Genomic DNA, 17,344 nt, shown 5'->3' with positions numbered 1-17,344 from the left:
GGCGTGTTCTCCATCGCGATGACGATCCCGATTGCCGTCTTCATGGGCTGCTATTTGCGATTCCTGCGACCCGGGCGGGTAGCGGAAGTGTCGGTGGTCGGCTTCGTGCTGTTGATGCTCGCCGTGGCGTTCGGCGATGTCGTCGGCGAATCAGCTTGGGGCGCATCGTGGTTGAACTTGTCGCCGGTGACGGTGTCGTGGCTGATCGTCGGCTACGGATTCGTTGCGTCGGTGTTGCCGGTGTGGTTGCTGCTCGCACCGCGCGATTACCTGTCGACGTTCATGAAGATCGGAGCCATCGCCTTGCTGGCGACCGGCATCTGCATCGCGCACCCGGTCCTCAGCGCACCGGCGCTCTCGCACTTCGCCGCTCACGGTGATGGACCGGTGTTCGCTGGATCGCTGTTTCCATTTCTGTTCATCACCATCGCATGCGGCGCGCTGTCGGGATTCCACGCGCTGATCGCGTCGGGCACCACGCCGAAGCTGCTGGAGAAAGAAAGCCAGATGCGGCTGATCGGCTACGGCGGCATGCTCACCGAGTCGTTTGTCGCGGTGATGGCATTGATCAGCGCCGCGATCCTCGACCAGCATCTGTACTTCACCCTCAACGCACCGGTAGCTCGCACCGGCGGCACCGCGGCGACCGCGGCCGACTACGTCAATCACCTTGGCCTGTCGGGACCGCCGGTAACTGCGGCCGAGCTGAATGAAGCCGCCGCCGCGGTAGACGAGAAATCGATAGTTTCGCGCACCGGCGGCGCACCGACGCTTGCGATCGGCATGTCCGAAGTGCTGCAACGGGTTTTGGGCGGTTCGGGCCTGAAGGCGTTCTGGTATCACTTCGCGATCATGTTCGAGGCGCTCTTCATTCTGACCGCGGTCGACGCGGGCACCCGGGTCGCGCGCTTCATGCTGTCCGACGCACTCGGGAACCTCGGCGGCCCGCTGAGCAAATTGCGAAATCCGAGCTGGCGCCCGGGTGTGTGGATCTGCAGCCTGGCGGTGGCCGCCGCGTGGGGCAGCATCCTGCTGATGGGCGTGACCGACCCACTGGGCGGCATCAACACGCTGTTCCCGTTGTTCGGCATCGCCAATCAATTGCTGGCCGCGATCGCACTGACCGTCGTCACGGTAGTGGTCATCAAGAAGGGCTACCTGAAGTGGGTGTGGATTCCGGGGATTCCGTTGCTGTGGGATCTGACGGTCACGCTGACCGCGTCGTGGCAGAAGATCTTCTCCGGCGATCCCAACGTCGGCTACTGGACGCAGCACTTCCGCTACGCCGCAGCCCAAGCATCGGGTAAGACGGCGTTCGGCTCGGCGAAAACGAAGGATCAGCTGGCTGACGTCGTCAGGAACACGTTCATCCAGGGCACGCTGTCGGTCATCTTCGCCGCTGTCGTGGTCATCGTGGTGCTGGCCGCAATTGTGGTGATACTCAGGGCAATTCGCGGGGGCGGCATACCACTGACCGAAGAGGATCCGGTGCCGTCGAAAATGTTCGCACCATCCGGCATGATCTCCACCGCGGAAGAGCGGAAGGTGCAACGACAGTGGAGCGTTTTGGCTCTGATGCACCTCGACGGGTGAGTAGACGAGGCTGCGAATTCACAGCTGCCACATAGACACCCGCAGTACCGCGCTAGGGATGCGTTAAACCCTTCACTTACAGCGTGTTTGGCTGATTTATTAGCGTAAATGCAAATCGCGCGAAAATGAACGGATAGAAAACGGTCGGCAAAGGATAGGGTTGGACTGGTGGTAGTAACAACCGATCGCCGGGTCCGACTGTTCAACCGCGACCCACAGACAGCACCTGCTGGGCGCCGAGGCACCGGCCGGCCCTCCACCGTGGTGTCGCAGCCACCCCATTCCGCCGACACGTCCGATCCGGTCAGCCGCGGAGTTTGGCTCACCTGGGCCCGGCGCGTCGCTGTCAGCACGTGGGCCCTGGTGGTCACCTATCGAACCGTCACGGACGGGGTCGCGTTCAACCGCGAATTGCTGCTGCTGTACATAGCTACCGGACTGATCGCCGCGAGCATTGGCCGCGGGCACAAGGTGGTCACCGTCCTGCGCGATTGGCTGCCGTTCGCACTCGTGTTGGTCCTCTACGACCTCAGTCGTGGTGCGGCCGACATGCTCGGCGCGGCCGCGCTCTGGCGATTCCAGCCCGATGCCGATCGCTGGCTATTCTTCGGCACGGTCCCGACGGTGTGGCTGCAAGAGCGCATCAAGATGCCGCAGCCTCCGTGGTGGGAAATGATCATCAGCAGCATTTACATGTCGTTTTTTATCCTGCCTTACGCGGTCGCGGGCGTGCTCTGGCTGTACAACCGGACTGATTGGGCTGCATTCGTCCGTCGGTTCGTGGTGCTGTCATTCGCAGCGGTCGCCGTCTACGTGGTCGTGCCGGCGGCCCCACCGTGGGCGGCCGCGCGTTGCACAGCGGCCGACATCGCCGGTGGCCCGCCGAACCCGCCGTGCATGTATCGAAGCGCTGCAGGCGTTCCCGACGGCGGACTGCTGGGCGCGATGCACATGAGCCAACCGGGCGCTCACCAGTTCGTGGAACGAATCTCCACCCGCGGTTGGGGCACGCTCCATCTGCAGTCGGCGGGCGCGCTGGTCAACTCCGGACAGGCCAGTGTGAATCTCGTCGCGGCGATTCCCTCGCTGCACGCCGCGTTGACCGCGATGATTTCCATCTTCCTGTGGCGGCGGGTCAGGCGCGGGTGGCGTCCGCTACTGGTGGCCTACCCATTGGCGATGGCCTTCGTGCTGGTGTACTCGGCCGAGCATTTCGTCGTCGATATCTTGCTCGGCTGGGCGCTAGCCGCCGCGGTGTCAGCACTTCTCGGCCTCCTCGACGCGTTGTGGTCCCGGCGCCGTGCGTCGAAGTCAGCTGCCCTGGCTCAGCCAGCGGGCGATCTTGGCCGCAGATTCCCCGTAGAAGACCCGATAGACCTGCTCGGCGACGTAACCGATGTGCGGCGTGGCGACCACGTTGTCCAGCGATCGCAGCGGGTGGCCGGCAGGCAACGGTTCGACGTCGAAGACGTCGAGGCCTGCGCCGCCAAGTCGCCGCGACCGTAAAGCTTCGAGGAGGGCCGACTCGTCGATAATCGGTCCTCGAGATGTGTTGACTAACAACGCCGTCGGCTTCATCAGAGCCAACTCGCCGCTGCCGACCAGCCCGCGGGAGCGCTCGCTGAGCACCAGATGGATGGTCAAGACGTCTGCGCGGCTGAACAATTCGTCTTTCGACACGTAGGTCGCCCCGGCTTGTTCGGCGGCTTCGGGCGTCAGGTTTGCGCTCCACGCGATGATGTCCATCCCGAACGCCTTGCCGACTCTGGCCACTCGGCTGCCGATGCGTCCCAATCCGAGGACGCCCAACACGGTGCCGCCCAGTTGCGGGCCGACGGAGGTTTGCCAGCCGCCGGCGCGCACCGACTCGGACTCGTCGACGATCCGGCGGGCAGCGGCAAGGATCAGCGCCCAGGTGAGCTCGACCGTGGACTCCACGTAGCCACCGGTGGTGCTCACGTAGATGCCGCGTTCCTTGGCGGCCGCGACGTCGACGGCAGCGTTGAACGGCCCGGTCGAGGCGATCATCTTCAGCCGCGGCAGGCGCTCGATGACGTCACGCGGCAATGGTGTGCGCTCCCGCATGACGCACACCACGTCGAACGGCGCCAGCCGCTTCACGACGGCGTCCTGGTCGGCGAGGTGATCATTGAACACGGTGATCTCGGCCCGGGCGGCCACGTCGGACCAGTCGGCCATGCTCAACGCGACGTTCTGGTAGTCATCGAGGATCGCGACCCGCATGGTGCCAATCTCGCATACCTGGTTTGGCCCTCAATCGACGCGGGTAGACATCCCGGACGCGAGGCAGCACTGCCCCGAGCAAAGGAGCTGAAGCGCATGGGAGCCCACGACAAAGTGAGCAACAAGATCGACGACATCGCTGGTAAGGCCAAAGAAGGTCTCGGCAAGGCCACCGGCGACGACAAGACCCGCACCGAAGGCAAGCTCGACCAGGCGAAGTCCAGCGTCAAGGACGCCGCCGAGCACGTGAAGGACGCCTTCAAGAAGTAACTACGACGAGCCAGCGCAGAGGACGGCCACCGGTGGACCCGACCCCGGTGGCCTTCCGCTTTTCTCAGCCACTTTGCACCGGGTATTTGCGTGGGATCGGCGGAAACGGGTAACCGATGACCTACTGCGAAGGAGCGGAAATGATCGGAACGGTTGTCGGAGCAATCTTCGTCGGGCTGATCATAGGAGCGCTTGCGCGCCTCATTCTTCCGGGCAAGCAAAGCATCGGTGTCATCATGACGATTTTGCTCGGCGCCATCGGGTCGCTTGCCGGATCGTGGGTGACCTACAAGCTGGTCTACCCTTCAGAAGGTGGCGGATTCGCGCTTACCGCCTTTCTCGTAGGAATCATCATCGCCGTCGTTTTGATTGCGATTTACGTCGGCGTCACCGGCAAACGGGGCAGCAATACCACTCGATGATTTTGTCGTCAAGGCGCGGTCCAGTGCACACCAGAGATGTTGCTTTCGACGGGTTCGTTCACGCCGAAGACAAACGGCGCGAATACCACCTCGCGACCGTCGGGATCGCGATAGGTGATCGAACCGGTTGCCGCCCAATACGGATGAGATTGAACAGGTTTGGCCCCTGCCGCTACGAGGCGCGCAATAGCTTGCTGCTGAGCCGCGGGATCGGGGAAGTACAGGCACAGCTGCTCCTGGCTATCCACCGGCACCGGTCCGATCGCCTCCACGATCTCGAAGGTAAGACTCGATCCAGGAAGGCCGAATATCGCTCCGTTGCTGCCATAGCTCTCGCCGAATGTGGCGCACAGTGGAAGGCCGACCAGGTCGCGGTAGAAGCTGACAGTTTCGTCGAAATGTGCCGAGCGCCGGGCGAATCGGAGGGCGCCGATCGTGCTCAATTCCTCGGGCCAGCGATTGCTCGACGAGATCGGGGTGTGTGTCATCAAGATGACGCTAAGACCTCAACCAAACTTGAGGTCAAGGGTAACGTAGTTGTTCCTTGCGCGAGCGTCGGGTCATGCCCGAGATAGATCTGGAAACCCTGTCGACGCCCGAGCATGGCTACACCGTCGACGATAGTGATGATGACGACCCCGTCCTGCTTGATCGGCACGGCGAACACATCGATACGTGGCGCGAACGATATCCCTACGACCACCGCATGCCGCACGATGAATACGAGCATCTGAAACGCCGCCTGCAAATCGAGTTGCTCAAGCTACAACAGCACGGCAAACGCATCGGCGCCCGTCACGTGATTGTGTTCGAGGGTAGGGACGCGGCCGGCAAGGGTGGCACCATCAAGCGATTCATGGAGCATCTCAATCCGCGCAGCGCGCGGGTTGAGGCGTTGGAGAAACCGTCCGAACGCGAACAGACGCAGTGGTATTTCCAACGCTACATCGGCCACCTCCCGGCGGGTGGCGAGATGGTTCTCTTCGACCGGTCCTGGTACAACCGCGCCGGTGTCGAAAAGGTAATGGGCTTTTGCACGCCCGAGCAATACGCTGAATTCCTGCGGCAGGCGCCTCTTTTCGAAGGGATGCTGGTCAACGACGGCATCAGCCTGACCAAGTTCTGGTTCTCGGTGTCACCGGCAGAACAACGCACCCGGTTCGCCATCCGTCTCGTAGACCCGGTACGGCAGTGGAAGTTTTCCTCGATGGATATGGAGTCGGTGAATCGATGGGACGACTACACCGCGGCGAAGGAGGAAATGTTTGCCGCGACCGATACCGATGCCGCGCCGTGGATAGTGGTCAAAAGCAACGACAAGAAGCGTGCCCGCATCAACGCCATGCGTTACTTGCTTGCCAAGTTCGACTACGCCGACAAGGACGCTGACGTCGTGGGCGAACCGGATCCGTTGATCGTCGGACGGGCGTTGGCTGACTGAGCCATTCGCCCGGCGGCCGGTCTTTGCGATGCTGCCCGCGGCGGGCATGCTTACCGCTATGCATCAGATCAACGGGGTCCGCGACCCCGCGACAAGTTTCCCCCTCGACACCGCTACCGACGATGCGAGCGAACGCCGGCAAGCGAACCGCGCCGTCGCCATCAGCGCCGTGGGACTGGCCGTAACCGGGCTGATCGAATTGTCGATCGCATTGGTATCAGGTTCGGTGGCGCTGCTGGGCGACGCGTTGCACAACCTGTCGGATGTGTCGACCAGCGCCCTGGTGTTCGTCGGATTTCGGGCATCACGCCACCTTCCCACCGAGCGCTACCCGTATGGTTACGAACGGGCCGAAGACCTCGCCGGAATCGGTGTGGCGCTGGTGATTTGGGGTAGTGCCCTGGTGGCCGGGTTCGAAAGTGTCAGCAAGCTGTTGCGTCATGGCAGCACGGGTCACGTCGGCTGGGGCATCGCCGCCGCGGGGGTGGGAATCGCGGGCAACCAACTGGTGGCGAGATATAAATTGACCGTGGGCCGCCGGATTCGCTCGGCCACCATGGTGGCCGATGCCAAGCACTCATGGCTGGATGCGTTGTCATCGGCGGGCGCGATGCTCGGCCTGATCGGGGTTGCCCTGGGCTGGGCATGGGCTGACGCGGTCGCAGGAATCGTCGTCACCGGATTCATTTGTCACGTCGGTTGGGAAGTGACGGCGGACATCGCCCACCGTCTTCTCGATGGCGTCGACCCGGAGATCATCACGACCGCCGAGACGGCTGCCATTGAAGTGCCCGGTGTTCAGCACGCGCATGCTCGCGCCCGCTGGACGGGACGGACACTGCGCGTCGAGGTGGAAGGGTTCTTGGATTCCGAGACTTCGCTGGGGACCGCTGATCAGGTCGGCCGCAGCGTCGCCTCACTGCTCACGTCTCGCATTCCCGACATGCAGAGCTTCACCTGGTCGGCGCGAGCTTCCTGAGCGCTGACAGCCACTTAAGACTCCGCGTTAGAAGTCACGGTTTCGCGATCTGCGGACAGCTCGGCTTTGGCGCTGCGAGTGAGATCGTCAGCGAGCACCTCGACCAGCCCGGCCTCGACGCCGTCGAGTGCGTCCGCGGCGACGGCGGCCGGATCGGATTTCGGCGCGTCGATCCCGGTCGTCATGTCGGTCTCCATGAATCCCACGTGCAGCGCGGTGACAGCGACGGCGTGAGGTTTGAGTTCCTCGCGGACGACGTCGGTTTGGGCCCACAACGCCGCTTTGGAGCATGAGTAGGTCCCGAAGCCGATGGGATGCAGCCATGACAGCACCGAAGCGACGTTGAGGATCGCACCGGGCGCGTTGGTGATCAGATGTGGCGCGAACGCCCTTGTCACGAGCAAGGTTCCGAAGAAATTCGTCTCCATCTCGCGGCGGATCGTGTCCAGCGGCGTCTCGAGCACACCTCCGGTGGTATAAATGCCGGCATTGTTGATTAAAAGCGTTGTGTCAGAGGCAGTCTCGGCCGCAGCTGCGATGCTGTCGGCATCGGTGACGTCGAGGCGCAGCGGAACGACGCCCTGAGCGGAGACCGTTTCGGGTCGACGAGCCGCCGCATAGACCTTCGCCGCACCCCTCGCGAGCAACTGTTCGGCCAAATGCTGACCAAGACCGCGGTTGGCGCCAGTGACCAACGCTACTGAGCCTTCGATACGCATGTCCTGCCCTTCGATCGAGCGTGCGGGTGGTGTGTCTATTCTGCTCCACCGTGTTCAATGCCTTCATGACTCATCAGATCCGCGTTGAGGTGTCCGCTGACCACGTCGCCACGGTCGAGTTCGAGAACGGCCCGCGTAACCATTTCGATGCCGCCCTCATCGCCGGGTTGGCCGATACCTTCGAACGCCTTGATGCCGACGGTGACGCGCGGGCGATCGTGCTCTGCTCGGCTGGTCGGCACTTCTGCGCGGGTGCGGACCTAGCGGGCGCGCTGCGTGGCAGCGAGCCGACGGTGGAGGCGTCCACAGGGTCGCTGTACGAGGAGGCGGCGCGTTTGTTCACGGCCCGCACACCGATCGTCGCGGCCGTACAGGGTGCGGCGGTGGGTGGCGGCCTCGGGTTGGCGCTGGTTGCCGACTTCCGGGTGGCCGGCCCGTCCACCCGCTTCGTTGCGAACTTCAGCCGGCTCGGCCTGCATCAGGGATTCGGGATCACTGTCACGTTGCCGGCCGTCATCGGGTCGCAGCGCGCTCAAGACCTGCTCTACACCGGCCGTGAGGTGCCGGGGGAAGAAGCGGCGAGCATCGGCTTGTGCGACCGTCTGACGGCCGACGGCGATGTGCGGTCCGGCGCGCATGAGTTGGCGGCCAAGGTCGCTGCCAGTGCACCACTCGCAGTGGTATCCATCCGCCGGACGTTGCGTGGCGATCTCGCCGATCGCGTGCGCGCGGCCACTGCGTTGGAGCAAGCCGAGCAGATCAAGCTCGCGGCGACCGCCGACTTCGTTGAGGGCGTCTCGGCCACCGCCGAGCGGCGGGAGCCGCGCTTCACCGGCTCGTGACCGCCTAGCCGGCGCCTTTGCCGTTGTCGACGCGATAGACCGCGCCGTGAATCGCCGTTGCATCGTCGCTGGCCAGGAATGCGATCACGTTCGCCACGTCGAGGGGTTGCATCATGCCGCGTGGTGAGGCCGTGCGCATGATCAGGTCGTAGTTCGGGTTCTCGGGTGCGGTGAACTGTTCGATCTGCGGTGTCAGCATGCCGCCGGGACAAACCGCGTTGACGCGCAAGCGATCCGCGGTGTACTCGACCGCCAACGCCCGCGTGAGCCCGATCAGGCCGTGCTTGGCGGCGCAGTAGCCGGCCGAATAGGCCTGGCCTTCGACGCCGGCAATCGAGCTGACGTTGACGATGTTGCCGCCTCGCTCCAGCAGATAGGGCAGCGCCGCCTTGCACAAGTGGAACGGCCCGTTGAGGTTGACCGCGAGATCTTGCGTCCACTCGTCGTCGGTCATCGACTCAGTACGTCGCATCTGGTGTCGCCCCGCAATGTTGATCAACACATCCAGACCGCCCAATTCGCGGACGCACTGCTCGATCGCGTCTTTACAGGCTTGCGTCGATGCGATGTCCACCGATGCGTATGAGCCCTTTTCGACGTCACCGAAAACCTCGGCCAACCGTGCGGCGTCTCGGCCTATGCCGAAAACCGTTGCGCCCCGGCGTGATAACAACCGGGCTGTCTCAGCGCCGAGACCCGACGATGCGCCGGTCACGAACGCGATCTTGCCCTCAAGCGTTGACATTTCGTTGCCTCACCAACCTGGCGCACCGCGGTAGGAGCGCATCCGCGTAACGCTACCTCGCAGCAGATCAAGTGGCGCAAGGATTCTCAGCCCGAACAGGTCGACCATGGGCTCGGGTCGCAATCGCTGCCGAATGCGGCGGGCTGCGACCAGCACGAGCAGACTAGCCGCCCGCCTCCCCAATGCGATTCGACTAGTTCGCTTTTTCCAAGTCGACTGCGTTGACCTCGTGCGCCGACCGAAGTAATAGCCGACGCAAGTCGCCATGGTCAAAGCGGCGAATGCCGCAAACACCGTCATGATGATGAGCGTTCTTGGTCACCATCGCGGTGAGGTCACGCCCGAGATACACCTCGGCCAATAAATAAAGCTCGGCGTTTAGCCGAGCTTGATGTTGACGGCGACATACCCGATCGGGATGCCGGTCCAGAGTGCGATGCATTCCCGTGCTGCCAATTCCACTGCTGCGCGGCGACTGGCGCGGGTGACCCTGCCGATCTCTGGGATCCGGATCATCCACCCGTCTGCGTCGCGAGTGGCTTCGATGTCGAAGCACTGGCCGACCGTTGGGCACTTAACGCGGGAAGCGAATCGCTGGGCGCTACGCGCCTGTCGTGGACGCACCAGCGCGGACTGAATAGGCATGGCCGCTTTCCTGAGTTGATGACAAACCGCGCGCTAGCGTATTGCGAATCGAAGCGAAAACCTAATCGACACCGCGGACTCTCGCATTGATCGAGAAATACACCGCTTCAGCTGCCGTTTCGTTGCGTATCGTTACGCTTTTGGTCGCATCCGTCACCTGCAGTTTCCTTTCCCGCCGACGAGGGCGGAATGAAGACCACCATCCCGGGTGTTGCAAGGTGCTGAGTTTGACCACCGCTAGTGCGAGACATCAAAATGACCGACGGCATCGACGCCGGAGGCCGCACTGCGCGGGAGTCTTCCACCGCATACGCTTCACAAAGCATCCTCGCTCGACGAAAGGCAACAGCGTGCACGAGACAACCCGCTACGGCATATCGCCGCTGTCATGGTGCGCGCAGCCAATGATGAGGGCCCTGCAATTCGCGGCTGTCTTGACGATGCTGTTCGCAATGGCGGTGACGACCCCGGCCATCAGCAAGGCCGCCGCCGATGGGCAGTGCGCCGACGTCGAGGTCATCTTCGCCCGCGGCACCCTGGAACCACCCGGCCCCGGCACCGTCGGACAAGAATTCTCCGACGCCCTGACATCCCGCCTGGGCGGCCGCACGGTCGATGTGTACGGGGTGAATTACCCCGCGTCGCTGAGCTTCGGGCAAGCCGCCGATGGCGTTGCCGACGCCGCCAACAAAGTCCTCGACACTGTCAACACCTGCCCCGCTACCAAGATCGTTCTCGGCGGTTATTCGCAGGGCGCCGCGATCGCGGCCTACATCACCTCCGACAGCGTCCCGCCCGGCTACGCGCTCCCGGCGGGCATCACCGGGCCGTTGCCGCCCACCGTCGCCCCGCACGTCGCCGCGGTCACCCTGTTCGGCAAGCCCTCCGCCGGATTTCTCAACCTGATCGACCGCGACGCCCCACCGATCAACATCGGCCCGCTCTACGCACACAAGACGCTCGACCTGTGCACACCCCAGGATCCGGTCTGCTCATCGGGCCAGGGATTCAGCCGGGCCGCCCACAGCGCCTATAAGACGAACGGCATGACCGATCAAGCTGCTGATTTCGCCGCTAACGCGATCCACCGCTAAGCCGGACGTAGACGTTTCTCACGTTTCGCCGAAGCCGGCGACGCTGCAATCGTGTTCCCCGTGCCGCAGCGACTTCACCCGTGTGCCGGGTCGGGAGTCAATCGTGTTGTCGTTCAAGGTCTTCAGTTATGCCGCCGCTATCGGCCGCGGGCCGCGGACAAGGCCCCCGGGCCGACGGTCGGTGAGCTCGCCGTCGGCGACGATGGTCTGACCGAGCACCAGCGTTTCGACATAGCCATCGGAACGCTGAATGAGCCTTCCCGCGCCGCCGGGCAGATCCCGCACCTGCTCGGGATAGTGCAGCCCCAAGTTGTCCAGGTCGATGAGGTTGATGTCAGCGCGCCGGCCCGGCTCCAGGACACCGCGATCACCGAGGCCGTAGAAAGCGGCGGGATCGCCGGTGAGCCGATGCACGGCCGTCTCCAGCGGGATCCGCGGGCCCCGCGTGCGGTCACGCACCCAGTAGGACATCAGGTAGGTCGTCATGCTGGCGTCACAGATGATGCCGCAGTGGGCTCCCCCGTCGCCGAGGCCCTGCAAACTAAGTGGGTCCGACATCATGTCGTGCAGATGGTGGTAGTCGTTGCCGGCGTAGTTCAGCAGCGGGAACAGCAGAAATTCTCTGCCATCGGCGTGCAGCAGCGTGTCGTAGGTGACCTCCCACGGATCGCGACCCTCGCGCGCTGCGATGGCCGCGATGCTGTCGTCAGCCGACGGTTCGTAGTCGAGTCGCTCTCCGAGCGGGTATAGCCGTTTGAACATATGGCGGTTGAGTTGATCGGCCGACGGTGCATCGCCCGCGTCGGGCGTCTCCGCGAGGATCCGCGCCTTCGTCTGCGGGTCGCGAAGGGCTGCAACACGTTGGTCGAGCGGCAGATCCATCAGGGCGCGGTAACTACGCCGGTGCCGGAACGGATTCATCCGCGACTGATGGCCCATCAACATCCCGAAGGCGCGGCTTGCTACTTGTGGTCGCACATTCGCACCGGCGGCGTTGGCGGTACGCACGGCACTGAACCAGTGCTGCCAGTCGTGCGGGTCTTGCTCGTTGACCATGGCCAAGAATGTCAGCGGTATCCGAAACCGCTGGCCCAGCCGGCTGATCCACTCGACCTCGCTATCGATGGAATGCCGTTGGTCGCCGCCCATTTCACCGCCCACACCGGCCGGCACCACCTGCAGGACACCACTTCCCGCCTCGGCCATCGCGGTCATCAAGGCAACGAGTTCGTCCTCGTCCGAATACGTTCCCGGCACCGGTTGCCCACTCGCGCTGCGATGTCCAGCGGTGCGCCCGAACGACATGCCGAGGGCTCCCGCACGCAGGCCGGCGGTGACCGCTTGGCTCATCGCGGTCAGGTCATCGGCGGTCGGGGCATCCAGTGCGCGGTCGCCCATGACATAGGCGCGCACCGCGGCCTGCGGTATCTGCGTGCCGACATCGACGGCGCGCGGCATCCTCTCCAGCGCGTCTAGGTACTCGCCGAAGGATTCCCACTCCCACGAGATCCCCTCCGCCAGCGCGCTGCCGGGGATGTCCTCGACGCCCTCCATCAATTCGATGAGCCAGTCGTGCCGGTCGGGCCGCACCGGTGCGAAACCGATGCCGCAATTGCCCATGATCGCGGTGGTGACGCCGTGCCAGCACGACGGCGTCAGATGTGGATCCCACGTCGCCTGACCGTCGAAATGCGTGTGGATATCAACGAATCCTGGTGTGACGGTGAGTCCGTCAGCGTCGATGGTCCGCCGGGCGGCGCCGTCGATCCGGCCGACCTCGGCGATCAGTCCGTCCTGCACGGCGATGTCCGCGGTGCGCGGTGCCGCTCCTGAGCCATCGACGACCCGCCCACCTCGAATGATCAAGTCGTAACTCATGACACCCTGATCCGTCCCGGAGTCGCCACGTCGGTGTGGCGGAAGACTTCAATATTTACACCGTTAACTTCGGGCGGACAAGAACTCGGCACCCTCGCCGCCCAACCTCGCGTGCCCCAGTGCATGATGTTTCATGTGTCTACTTCACACGTCATCGAAACCCTGTTGCTGCGTAATCTGCAGGAAGTCTTTGGTGAGGGCGACCCCGAACGCCGACGGTCCGCTATCGAGGAGCTGTACACCGAAGACTGCGTCGTCAATCTGCCGGTCGACCAGTACCACGGCCACGAGGCACTCGACAGAATCTGCGGCGACTTGCGTGCCAGTCATCCCAGCTATGTCTATACCCCACATAGCGCGCCGTTAGCAGTACAGAACGGCGGACGTGTTGATTGGGGTTCTGGACCTGCAGGCGAACCGCCCCGATACACCGGTATCGACATCATCATTACCCGCGACGACAAGATTTCAGCGCTGTATGTCTTCCTCAACTCCCCGCCGACCTGAAGGCCCGACACCCGAGTACTGACGATCCACCCGGTTCGGAAATAACTTGATATGTCATGTAGTTGAGTGTTACGGTTCGATTCGCACAGCTTGCGGATCCCGTCGGCGCGCGATAACTGGCGTCGACGCCGGAAATCGCCAGGAAGGCGCCGACGATGGACACGCGGACGGGCGATCGCTATCGCTTGGCAGGCAAAACGGTCCGGCGCGTCGGCTACGGCGCGATGCAACTGGCCGGCGACGGCGTCTACGGTCCGCCCCGGGATCGTGACGAGGCGCTCGCGGTATTACGCGCAGCCCTCGACGCCGGTGTCGATCACATCGACACCGCCCAGTATTACGGTCCGGGCGTAGTCAACTCGTTGATCCGTGAGGCGCTCTTCCCCTACCCGGACGGGCTGGCTTTGGTGAGCAAAGTTGCTGCGCGACGGGATGATTCCGGCGGAGTGTTGCCGTATGACGACCCCGATCAGCTCCGCGCCGGCATCGAAGAAAACCTTACAACGCTCGGTGTCGAGCAGCTCACCGCGGTCAACTTGCGCGTGTTGGACAACGCGGTGCCCGATCAACGGTTCGCGGATCAGTTGGGCGCCTTGGTGGCAGCCCGCGATGAAGGTCTGATCGCGGGCGTCGGGGTCAGCAATGTCACGCATCGGCACCTGCTGATGGCGCTCGAGGTCACCGACATCGTCTGCGTACAGAACGTCTACAACCTTGCGAATCGGTCATCGGCGACAGTACTCGAGGAGTGCACGGCCCGTGGGATCCCGTTCGTTCCGTTCTGTCCACTGGGTTGGCCGAAGGCCCAGCATGACGCCATTGGAAACAATCCGGTTGTCAATCGAATTGCTGCCAGTCACGGCGCGACACCAGCCCAGGTCGCTCTCGCGTGGCTATTGGCGATCGCGGACAACGTGTTGCTGATCCCCGGGACCAGCACTCGGGGCCACCTTGTCGAAAACCTGGCCGCCGGCTCGTTGTCGTTGCCCGACAACGACATCGCCACTCTCAGCCAAGCACGTATCACCCACCCCTAGGAGGAGACCATGAATCTAGCACTGTGGATCGTCGCGGGTGTTTTAGCGGCAAGCTTCGCCGGAAGCGGGCTGATGAAACTCCTTGTCCCGAAGGAGAAGTTGGTCAGCGCCGGCCAAGGTTGGGCTCAAGACGTCACTCCGACGAACATTCGATTGATCGGCGTGGTTGAGGTTCTCGGCGCCGCTGGGTTGATCTTGCCCGCAGTCACGCATATCGCCCCTATCCTTGTCCCGTTGGCTGCGGTCGGCTTGGTCCTCGTGATGGTCGGCGCGGCAGTGGTTCACGCTCGCCGCAACGAGGCCATGAACATCGGGGTCAATGCTGTGCTGTTAACGCTGGCCGTGTTCGTTGCGTGGGGCAGGTTCGGGCCCTACCCGTTGGCCTGACGGTGTCGCGGGAGGAGTCATCACCATGACCATGCCGGCAGTGGTACTCACCGCTGATCGAACGATCGCCTTGCAGGAACGCCCGCGGCCGCCACTGCGACCCGATCAGGTCATCGTCGAAGTCGAGCTGTGCGGTATCTGCGGAAGTGATCTTCACGCGGCACAACTACCGCAGGTCTACCTGGGTGACTGCATCCTTGGGCACGAATCGACGGGCAGGATTGTCACTGTCGGCGCCGACGTGACCGATTGGAGCGTCGGCCAACGAGTCGCAGTCAACCCCAACGGAAACGTATGCGGGGTCTGCGATTTCTGCAGATCCGGGCGGCCCAACTTCTGTCGTCAGGCGACGCTCGAAACGGCCCTGGGTCTGCAAGCCGACGGTGCACTCGCGCCATTGATGGCTGCATTCCCGTCCCACCTACGGGCCATCCCGCCCGAACTCTCCGCTCGGCACGCCGCATGGGTCGAGCCCGCCGCGACGGCACTGCGCGCGGTGGAGCTCGCCGGCGATATCCGGGGACTGACGGTGCTGGTAACAGGCGGCGGCCCGATCGGCCAGCTCGCGTGCCGATTGGCATATCTCAAGGATCCGGAGCGCGTTCTGCTGATGGAGCCGGCGGCCGACCGAGCGGCGTTCGCGGCCAGCTCGCACGCCACCGTCATCACCGCCAACCAGTCCGTCGACGCCACCGCGACCGTCGATGTGGCTATCGAATGCTCGGGCAATAACGCAGCGGTGGCGACCGCGATGGCTCTACTCACACCCGGGGGCACCCTGGTCGTGGTCGGCTCCGGATCGGAAACGAGATTGGATGCGGCGACCATACTGCTCAAAGAGATCGTGGTGCGCGGGTCCTACACCTACACCGACGAATTCGACGGGGCCATTGACCTGCTCGGGACAGGCCTACTCGTCGTCGACGATCTCACCAGCGTCGTCGCACCACTGCCCGACACACTGGCTGCCTTCGATGATCTGCAGGCAGGCCGAATCATGAAAGCACTTATCGCACCGAACGGGTAAGTGGTACAGCCACATTTGCAGAAGGAAACGCATGGAGGACACACGCCTCACAGCCGGCGACTTGGTTCGGACACTGATCCGTGCCGTCGATGCTGCGGATCAGAACACCATCGCCGCACTGACGACGACGGACGTGCACTTCCGTTTCGGAAACGCCGACCCGACCGACACCCAATCGGAACTTCTTGCGGCGGCCCGGTCGTTTCGCGACACGATCGCCGGTTTGCATCACACCATCCTCGACCTCTGGGAGGTCGGCGACGGCATGGTCATCGCACTGATGGATGTCCACTATCGGCGCCTCGACGGCCGCGAGTTGAATTTGCCCTGCTGCAACGTCTTTGGCGTCCACGACGGAGTCGTCAACGACTACCGCATTTACATGGACGTCAACCCCGTACTGGCGCCGTAGAAATCCACCGATCTACAGGGGCACCGGCGGCAGCGACGCATTGAGATTCAGGCTCGCCTGAATGTGCTCCAGCGCCGCGGTGAACGGAGCGACAAGCTCGTCGGGCAGCGGCTCGAAGAACAATTTCTTGACCAGCATGGCGTGACCGGGAGCCGCGTCGACCATGGCATCCATGCCTTTCTTGGTCAGCACCGCATCCGTCGCCCTGCCGTCTTCGGTGGACTGCAGGCGCTTGGTCAGGCCGCGCTCGCTCAACCGTCGCAAGTGGTGGGAGAGCCGGCTGCGTTCCCAGCCGATCAGGGCAGCAAGTTCGGTGATCTGCATCTTGTGTTCCGGCGCAGTGCTCAACGCGTTGAGTACGTGATAGTCGGGCAACGAAAGGTCGCTGTCACGCTGTAACTGGCTGTTGATCTCGTAGCTCATCCGCAACTGGACCCGCATGAAAGCAACCCACGCGCGGAGTTGTGACGGGGACAGCCACGGACTGTCACCAGTTGGTGATCGGCGGGGACGCGGCATTTCACGATCTTTCTGCTGGACTGTTCATGCTTATTATCCGCGATCGTGTCCGGCCAAACCAGATGGCTGCCTACCGGCCGCTTAGCGCCGCACCGCGCGGAGGTACCAGAACGCCATTTCGACTTGGGCGCCGTCCAGTTCGCCGGGAAGGGTGGCAGGTTCGAGCGACGTGATGTCCCATCCGGCGGCGCCGAGGACATCGCGCAGCGTGTCTTCGGACACCGCCGGTCGCCAATCCTCGCCCGCCGGATTGGCGTCGGAGAAGCAGCTGAGCAACAGGGTGGCGCCCGGCCGGGTGGCCCGGTGCACCGCGGCGACGTAACCACGTCTGCCGTCGTCATCGAGGCTGTGGAACAGGCCGCTGTCGATCACGGTGTCGAACGCGTCGGTGTAGCCGTCGAGCTTGGTGGAGTCGGCCACCGCGAACTTCACCTCAACACCCGCGTCGCTGGCACGCTGCTGCGCCGTCGTCAGGGCGGTGGGTGAGATGTCCAGCGCGGTCACTGTGTAACCCTTCTTGGCGAGGTAGATGGCGTTGTCGCCGAGCCCGCAGCCGATGTCGAGGACATCGCCGTGGACCCAG

Annotated in this window: 20 protein-coding genes and 1 pseudogene; 13 read left to right on the top strand and 8 right to left on the bottom strand. The window is 63.6% G+C overall.

Features of this window, described 5'->3' with window-relative positions; genetic code table 11:
* Positions 1-1,593: carbon starvation CstA family protein (locus VN856_RS15270; protein WP_325690444.1), on the top strand; the 1,593-nt coding region annotated here is incomplete at its 5' end.
* 261 nt (positions 1,594-1,854) lie between these two features.
* Positions 1,855-2,913, top strand: a pseudogene (locus VN856_RS15265) (phosphatase PAP2 family protein); the annotation flags it as partial.
* On the opposite strand, the gene VN856_RS15260 reads toward VN856_RS15265, so the two are convergent.
* Positions 2,905-3,837 carry a D-2-hydroxyacid dehydrogenase family protein gene (locus VN856_RS15260; protein WP_414686962.1) on the bottom strand — a complete coding sequence of 311 codons (933 nt, stop codon included), beginning with the start codon at positions 3,835-3,837 and terminating at the stop codon, positions 2,905-2,907. The pseudogene VN856_RS15265 and the gene VN856_RS15260 sit on opposite strands and share 9 nt — an antisense overlap.
* Before the next feature lie 96 nt (positions 3,838-3,933).
* Between VN856_RS15260 and VN856_RS15255 the strand changes: the two genes are divergently transcribed.
* The gene (locus tag VN856_RS15255; protein ID WP_325690440.1) at positions 3,934-4,107 is read left to right on the top strand and encodes a CsbD family protein; all 174 of its coding nucleotides are present in this window, start codon (positions 3,934-3,936) and stop codon (positions 4,105-4,107) included.
* A gap of 140 nt (positions 4,108-4,247) precedes the next feature.
* Positions 4,248-4,529, top strand: a complete 282-nt coding sequence (locus VN856_RS15250) for a GlsB/YeaQ/YmgE family stress response membrane protein (RefSeq protein ID WP_325690438.1) — start codon at positions 4,248-4,250, stop codon at positions 4,527-4,529.
* An 8-nt stretch (positions 4,530-4,537) separates the two neighbouring features.
* Here the strand turns inward: VN856_RS15250 and VN856_RS15245 are convergent, their stop codons facing one another.
* A complete protein-coding gene (locus VN856_RS15245) occupies positions 4,538-5,017 on the bottom strand; it encodes a VOC family protein (protein WP_325690436.1) in 480 nt (159 codons plus the stop codon).
* 74 nt (positions 5,018-5,091) lie between these two features.
* Here VN856_RS15245 and ppk2 point away from each other — a divergent pair, with 74 nt between their 5' ends.
* Complete coding sequence (gene ppk2, locus VN856_RS15240; RefSeq protein WP_325690434.1) at positions 5,092-5,970, top strand: polyphosphate kinase 2; 879 nt, start codon at positions 5,092-5,094, stop codon at positions 5,968-5,970.
* 58 nt (positions 5,971-6,028) lie between these two features.
* Positions 6,029-6,949, top strand: coding sequence for a cation diffusion facilitator family transporter (locus tag VN856_RS15235; protein ID WP_325690432.1), 921 nt, complete (start codon positions 6,029-6,031; stop codon positions 6,947-6,949).
* A gap of 14 nt (positions 6,950-6,963) precedes the next feature.
* Here VN856_RS15235 and VN856_RS15230 read toward each other — a convergent pair whose 3' ends face one another.
* A complete protein-coding gene (locus VN856_RS15230) occupies positions 6,964-7,668 on the bottom strand; it encodes an SDR family oxidoreductase (RefSeq protein WP_325690430.1) in 705 nt (234 codons plus the stop codon).
* Positions 7,669-7,733: 65 nt separating this feature from the next.
* On the opposite strand from VN856_RS15230, the gene VN856_RS15225 reads away from it, so the two are divergent.
* Complete coding sequence (locus VN856_RS15225; RefSeq protein WP_325690428.1) at positions 7,734-8,510, top strand: enoyl-CoA hydratase/isomerase family protein; 777 nt, start codon at positions 7,734-7,736, stop codon at positions 8,508-8,510.
* Between the two features lie 4 nt (positions 8,511-8,514).
* On the opposite strand, the gene VN856_RS15220 is transcribed toward VN856_RS15225, so the two are convergent.
* Together VN856_RS15220 and VN856_RS15215 are read right to left on the bottom strand one after the other, a co-directional pair.
* Entirely contained in the window at positions 8,515-9,255 is a 741-nt protein-coding gene (locus tag VN856_RS15220; protein WP_325690426.1) for an SDR family oxidoreductase, read from the bottom strand.
* A gap of 378 nt (positions 9,256-9,633) precedes the next feature.
* On the bottom strand, positions 9,634-9,771 hold the full coding sequence (locus tag VN856_RS15215) for a long chain fatty acid-CoA synthetase Faa4p (RefSeq protein WP_325690446.1): 138 nt from the start codon (positions 9,769-9,771) through the stop codon (positions 9,634-9,636).
* A gap of 581 nt (positions 9,772-10,352) precedes the next feature.
* Between VN856_RS15215 and VN856_RS15210 the strand changes: the two genes are divergently transcribed.
* On the top strand, positions 10,353-10,994 hold the full coding sequence (locus VN856_RS15210) for a cutinase family protein (RefSeq protein ID WP_325690424.1): 642 nt from the start codon (positions 10,353-10,355) through the stop codon (positions 10,992-10,994).
* A 126-nt stretch (positions 10,995-11,120) separates the two neighbouring features.
* On the opposite strand, the gene VN856_RS15205 is transcribed toward VN856_RS15210, so the two are convergent.
* Positions 11,121-12,872 carry an N-acyl-D-amino-acid deacylase family protein gene (locus VN856_RS15205; RefSeq protein WP_325690422.1) on the bottom strand — a complete coding sequence of 584 codons (1,752 nt, stop codon included), beginning with the start codon at positions 12,870-12,872 and terminating at the stop codon, positions 11,121-11,123.
* Between the two features lie 135 nt (positions 12,873-13,007).
* Between VN856_RS15205 and VN856_RS15200 the strand changes: the two genes are divergently transcribed.
* From VN856_RS15200 to VN856_RS15180, 5 genes are all read left to right on the top strand, one after another.
* Entirely contained in the window at positions 13,008-13,379 is a 372-nt protein-coding gene (locus tag VN856_RS15200) for a nuclear transport factor 2 family protein (protein WP_325690420.1), read from the top strand.
* Between the two features lie 155 nt (positions 13,380-13,534).
* A complete protein-coding gene (locus VN856_RS15195) occupies positions 13,535-14,416 on the top strand; it encodes an oxidoreductase (protein ID WP_325690418.1) in 882 nt (293 codons plus the stop codon).
* A gap of 9 nt (positions 14,417-14,425) precedes the next feature.
* The gene (locus tag VN856_RS15190) at positions 14,426-14,803 is read left to right on the top strand and encodes a DoxX family protein (protein ID WP_325690416.1); all 378 of its coding nucleotides are present in this window, start codon (positions 14,426-14,428) and stop codon (positions 14,801-14,803) included.
* 25 nt (positions 14,804-14,828) lie between these two features.
* Positions 14,829-15,830: a zinc-dependent alcohol dehydrogenase gene (locus VN856_RS15185; protein ID WP_325690414.1), complete on the top strand. Its 1,002-nt coding sequence runs from the start codon at positions 14,829-14,831 to the stop codon at positions 15,828-15,830.
* A 31-nt stretch (positions 15,831-15,861) separates the two neighbouring features.
* On the top strand, positions 15,862-16,242 hold the full coding sequence (locus VN856_RS15180; protein ID WP_325690412.1) for a nuclear transport factor 2 family protein: 381 nt from the start codon (positions 15,862-15,864) through the stop codon (positions 16,240-16,242).
* A gap of 12 nt (positions 16,243-16,254) precedes the next feature.
* Here VN856_RS15180 and VN856_RS15175 read toward each other — a convergent pair whose 3' ends face one another.
* Complete coding sequence (locus VN856_RS15175; RefSeq protein WP_325690410.1) at positions 16,255-16,683, bottom strand: MarR family winged helix-turn-helix transcriptional regulator; 429 nt, start codon at positions 16,681-16,683, stop codon at positions 16,255-16,257.
* Between the two features lie 159 nt (positions 16,684-16,842).
* Positions 16,843-17,344 (bottom strand): class I SAM-dependent methyltransferase (locus tag VN856_RS15170; RefSeq protein ID WP_325690408.1); only part of this gene is annotated, 502 nt, incomplete at its 5' end.

The organism is Mycobacterium sp., from assembly GCF_035603715.1.
Classification (GTDB): Bacteria; Actinomycetota; Actinomycetes; order Mycobacteriales; family Mycobacteriaceae; genus Mycobacterium.
The sequence above is the reverse complement of the archived record's forward strand: the minus strand, read 5'-3'. Positions and strand labels throughout refer to the sequence as shown.